We start from the raw sequence: 4,805 nt of genomic DNA, 5'->3' as shown, positions 1-4,805 counted from the left end.
CCGGCGTCGGTGCGGTCGCGGCGGCCGTCTCGGCGGCCTCGGCGCTCTCCCCGGCCGTCGCCGCGGCTCTCACCGCGTCGAGGGCCCCGACCGCCGCTGTCGCCCCGGCGGGAGCGGGTCGTCCCGCCCAGATCCTCTTCGATCTCGGCGGACAGCCCGGCCCGGGTGCGCTCGGCAGTGGGCAGGGTGCCGCTGACCTCGGTGGAGATGTGCAGGTCGGTGTAGAGGTGCGGCGACGTGTGGTACGTCTCCGGCGGCTCCGGCATCTCCAGACCGAGGGTCTTGTCGATGATCCGCCAGCGCGGCATGTCGTCCCAGTCGACGAAGGTCACCGCGACGCCGGTCGCCCCGGCCCGGCCGGTACGACCGATCCGGTGGGTGTAGGTGTCCTGGTCTTCCGGGCAGTCGTAGTTGATCACGTGGGTGACGCCGGTGACGTCGAGCCCACGGGCTGCCACGTCGGTGGCGACCAGGATGTCGATCTTGCCGGCGCGGAACGCCCGCAGCGCCCGCTCACGGGCGCCCTGGCCGAGGTCACCGTGCACCGCGGCGACCGCGAACCCGCGGAAGTCGAGATCCTCGGCGACCCGGTCGGCGGCCCGCTTGGTGCGGGTGAAGATCATGGTCAGCCCGCGACCCTCGGCCTGGAGGATGCGCGCCACCACCTCAACCTTGTTCATCGAGTGGGTGCGGTAGACCAACTGCTGGGTCTGCGGCGACGGCCCGGTCTCGGCGGTGTGCCCGGCGTGGATCGTCATCGGCTGGCGCAGGAAACGCCGGGACAGGGTGACGATCGGGTCCGGCATGGTCGCCGAGAACAGCATCGTCTGCCGGTCCTCCGGAAGCATCGCCAGGATCTTCTCGACGTCGTCGAGGAAGCCCAGGTCGAGCATCCGGTCGGCCTCGTCGAGGACGAGCGCGTGCACCCGGTCCAGTCGGAGGTGCTTCTGCTTCTGCAGGTCCATCAGTCGGCCCGGGGTGCCGACCAGAATCTCGACGCCCTTGCGCAGCGCGTCGATCTGGGGCTCGTACGCCACGCCACCGTAGATCGGCAGCACCCGGACGCCGCGCGTCCGGCCGGCGGCGGCCAGATCCTTGGCGACCTGGATGCCCAGCTCACGGGTGGGGACGACGACCAGCGCCTGGGGGACGCCGTCGCTGCCCTCGTTCGGCGCGAAGACCCGCTCCAGCAGCGGTACGCCGAAGCCGAGGGTCTTGCCGGTGCCGGTGGGCGCCTGGCCGATCAGGTCGACGCCGCGCAGCGCGATCGGGATCGCGTACTCCTGGATGGCGAACGCGCGGGTGATGCCGGCCGCGGCCAGCGCCTCGACGGTCTCCTCGCGGGCGCCGAGGGCGGCGAAGGTGGGAGCCTCGGGTCGAACCGGGGCGGTGGGGGCCAGTTCCTGGCCGTCCATCAGATCTTGAGTCAGCTCGCTCATGTGGATGTGGGGGTGCCCTCTCGTGGGTGCGCCCCGTCTCGTCCTCAGGGCGCGTTCGGTATGACGCGGGCCACACGGTCGGCGGCAGAGTGCCGAGCCGGACCGGGCCGCACGCGCGCCGCGGGCTGAGCTTTCGATCAGATCGGCGCCCACGGCAACTGCTCTATGCTACCTGAACAGGCAAGCTCACGTCCCGATTCCCGGTCGGCCAGCCGGCACGCGGGGCCATCGAATGTGACCTGCGCCACACTTCCTCGGGCGCTCGTCCGTGCCCCGCACGGGCCACCCGGCGCCCGTCCCGCACGGTAGCCTGCGCTCGTGTCCGCGCCGACCACCCCCGGTCCCGCCGTCGCCGACCTGCTGGGCCTGGTCGCCTTCGGTGAGCTGCTCGCCTTCGAACGCATGGCCGGTGACGCGCGACTCGCCCCCGACCTGCACCGACGTGCCGCGTTGAACCAGATGGCCGCGGCCGAGATCGGCAACTACCGCCGGCTCGCCGACCGGCTCACCGCGCTGGGTGTGCCGCCGGAGGAGGCGATGACGCCGTACGTGCAGCCGTTGCAGGCGTACCACGACTCCACCGAGCCGCGGGACTGGGCGGAGGTGGTCACCAAGGCGTACGTGGGCGACGCGATCACCGACGACTTCATCCGGGAGATCGCCGACGCGCTGGACGAGCCCGACCGGGCGCTGGTGCTGGACGTGCTGCACGACTCCCGGTACGCGGAGTTCGCCGTCGCCGAGATCCGGCTGGCCGTCGCCGCCGATCCCCGGGTGGCCGGTCGGCTCTCCATGTGGGCCCGGCGGCTGGTCGGCGAGGCGTTGTCCCAGGCCGGCCGCGTCGCCGCCGAACGGGCCGCACTCACCGCGCTGATCGCGCGGGGCGACCGGGTCGACGTGCCGGGGCTGTTCGGGAGGCTCACCGCCGCACACACCGCGCGAATGGCGGTCGCCGGACTGAACAACTGACCGCCACCCGTCGGGCGCGGAACCGGCCCGCGGCAGGTGGCCTGGAAACGCCTACCTGCCGCGACGGCCGGACCGGTCAGCGAACGGTGAAACCGACCGCTCGGGGGGACGCCTCGGCGATCTCGACGTAGGCGACCTTCTCGACCGGAACGATGACCCGCCGGCCCTTCTCGTCGGTCAGGGAGAGCGTGCCGCCGTTGCCGGCGAAGGCGTCGGTCACGATCTGCTCGATCTCGGCCGGCGACTGCGCGCTGTCCAGAACCAGCTCGCGCGGCGCGTACTGCACGCCGATCTTGACCTCCACTGTGCCTCCTCAACTGGGGCGATAACCGCCCTGCGAAGGCTATCCGATCACGGGGTCGGCGGTCAGGCTGACTCACCTTGCAGCGGGAAGCTCGCGATGCCCCGCCAGGACAACGCCGCCACCAGAGCCTCGGCCTCCGCCTTCGGCACCTGCCGGCCACCGGCCAGCCAGAACTGCGCGGCGGTCTCCGCCGCGCCGACCAGCCCGGAGGCGAGCAACTCGGCGTGCGACCGGCTCACGCCGGTGTCCGAGATGATGGTGTCGGTGATCGCCGCGATGCAGCCCTGCTCGACCCGCTCCACCCGCTGCCGCACCGCCGGGTCGTTGCGCAGGTCCGACTCGAAGACGAGGCGGAACGCCTCGCTCTCGTGATCGACGAAGTCGAAGTACGCGCGCACCGACGCGCTGACCCGCTCCTTGTTGTCGCTGGTGCCGCGCATCGCCTCGTGCACCTGAGCGACGATGGCGTCACAGTGCGTGTCCAACAGGGCCAGGTAGAGGTCCATCTTTCCCGGGAAGTGTTGGTAGAGCACCGGCTTGGAAACCCCGGCCCGCTCGGCGATGTCGTCCATCGCCGCGGCGTGGTAGCCCTGCGCGACGAATACCTCCTGCGCCGCCGCGAGCAGCTGCTTACGGCGCGCGGAGCGGGGCAGGCGGGTGGGCCTGCCAGCAGTCTGTGCGCCGTTCCCCACAGCGGTCATGGGATCCTCCGAGTTCTCCGTACGGGCCGGCATTTCCCCCCCAGACCGGGGCGGCCCTCGACCGCGTCGTGGAAATGGCCCGCCGCTGTAACTTATCGCCACTCTCCCCACACGGTAGCCTCAGCGAGGGCGACCAAGGAGCGCGCGGTGAGTGAAACAGGGCAACCCGGAGCCGCCACCCCGGGAGAGCACGGTGACGGAACGGGTCAGCACGACGACCCGGGCCGCTCCGGCAGCGGGTGGGCGCCCTCGACGGGCGGGTGGTCCCCGTCTGTCGAGCGCGAGGCGGCCGGGGAGCAGGCACCACCGTGGCAGCGACCCCCCGCGTCCGGTTGGCGCGCCTCCTCCACCAGGCACGGCGATCTGCCCGCGCCTCTGCCCGGACTGACCGGTGACTCCGAGCGGCCGGCCCGGGTCAACGGCCACCACACCAACGGTGTCCACCACGACGAGGCCGAGATCAACAGCGACAGCAGCGGCGACAGCGAGATCAACGGCGTCCGCCACGGCGATGCGGAGATCAACGGCGTCGCGCACCTCAACGGTGGGGCCTCGTCGGGCCGCCAGACGCCGGTGAGCGCGCCGCCCGGGCGGACCGCCGAGGACCGGCCCGACGTGGGCGGGGGCCGGCTGGTGGTGCCCGCCCAGCGTCCCGCGCCGGCCGCGGAGCCGGGGGCGGGGGAGGCCGACACCGGCCCGCCCCGGCACTCCACCACAGACCCTGCCGCGCCGCGCAGCGTCCGCTGGGCCGACCCCGGTCTGCCCAGCACGGCGCCAGCCGCCATCCAGGTGCCGCCCGTCGGCACGGCGGCCTCGGGTTTCGAGGTTCCGCCCGGTCTCCGCGCGCCCACCGGCGAACGGCCGGCCGTCGACGATCAACCGGCCGTTTCCCGCGGTTGGCAGGTCCCGCCCGCAGCCGAGGCATCGGCCGAGTCGGGGCGTGCCACCGGGCGAGGCGACGACTCCGAGCCGGAGCGCCCCACCGGGGACACGCACCGAGCGGGCGAGTCTCCTTCCATCGAGCCGGACTGGTCCGGGCCCAATTGGAACCGCCCGAGCTGGGGCAGTGGGTGGGCGCCGCCCTGGTCCCGCCAGGACGGCGAGCCGGCCGGCCGACCGGCGCGGGACGAGTCCACGCCGGGCTGGGTCGCCGAGCCCCACCTGCCGTACGAGCCGGTGCGCGCCGAGCCGACCCGTCCGTACGAGCCGGTGCCCGCCGAGCCGCCCCGCGCGTACGACGTCACCCGGGACGCCCCCCAGGCCGAGGCGGACGCCGACCGCCGCACGCCCACGCGCCCGTCCTGGGCCGGTGAACGTCCGGCCGCGATTCCGACCAGCGTGCCTCCGGACGTTTCCCGGCCCGAGCCGGCCGAGCGGCCCTCCTGGGCCGGT

General features: G+C 73.3%; 4 protein-coding genes and 1 pseudogene. 2 read left to right on the top strand and 3 right to left on the bottom strand.

Features of this window, described 5'->3' with window-relative positions; all coding sequences use genetic code 11:
• On the bottom strand, window positions 1–1,439 hold a 1,439-nt coding region (locus AB0J68_RS27360), incomplete at its 3' end, for a DEAD/DEAH box helicase (RefSeq protein WP_363941194.1).
• A gap of 318 nt (window positions 1,440–1,757) precedes the next feature.
• On the opposite strand from AB0J68_RS27360, the gene AB0J68_RS27355 reads away from it, so the two are divergent.
• A complete protein-coding gene (locus AB0J68_RS27355) occupies window positions 1,758–2,408 on the top strand; it encodes a ferritin-like fold-containing protein (RefSeq protein WP_354854393.1) in 651 nt (216 codons plus the stop codon).
• A gap of 76 nt (window positions 2,409–2,484) precedes the next feature.
• Here AB0J68_RS27355 and AB0J68_RS27350 read toward each other — a convergent pair whose 3' ends face one another.
• Both AB0J68_RS27350 and AB0J68_RS27345 read right to left on the bottom strand, forming a co-directional pair.
• Window positions 2,485–2,712, bottom strand: a complete 228-nt coding sequence (locus AB0J68_RS27350; protein ID WP_030329796.1) for a DUF3107 domain-containing protein — start codon at window positions 2,710–2,712, stop codon at window positions 2,485–2,487.
• A gap of 62 nt (window positions 2,713–2,774) precedes the next feature.
• Window positions 2,775–3,413 (bottom strand): TetR/AcrR family transcriptional regulator, encoded by a 639-nt coding sequence (locus tag AB0J68_RS27345; protein ID WP_039909051.1) that lies wholly within the window; start codon window positions 3,411–3,413, stop codon window positions 2,775–2,777.
• A 147-nt stretch (window positions 3,414–3,560) separates the two neighbouring features.
• Here AB0J68_RS27345 and AB0J68_RS27340 point away from each other — a divergent pair.
• Window positions 3,561–4,805 (top strand): annotated as a pseudogene (locus AB0J68_RS27340) (hypothetical protein); the annotation flags it as partial.

Source organism: Micromonospora sp. NPDC049580 (assembly GCF_040675595.1).
GTDB lineage: Bacteria > Actinomycetota > Actinomycetes > Mycobacteriales > Micromonosporaceae > Micromonospora.
Note: the sequence above shows the minus strand (reverse complement) of the source record. Positions and strands in the feature narration are given on the sequence as shown.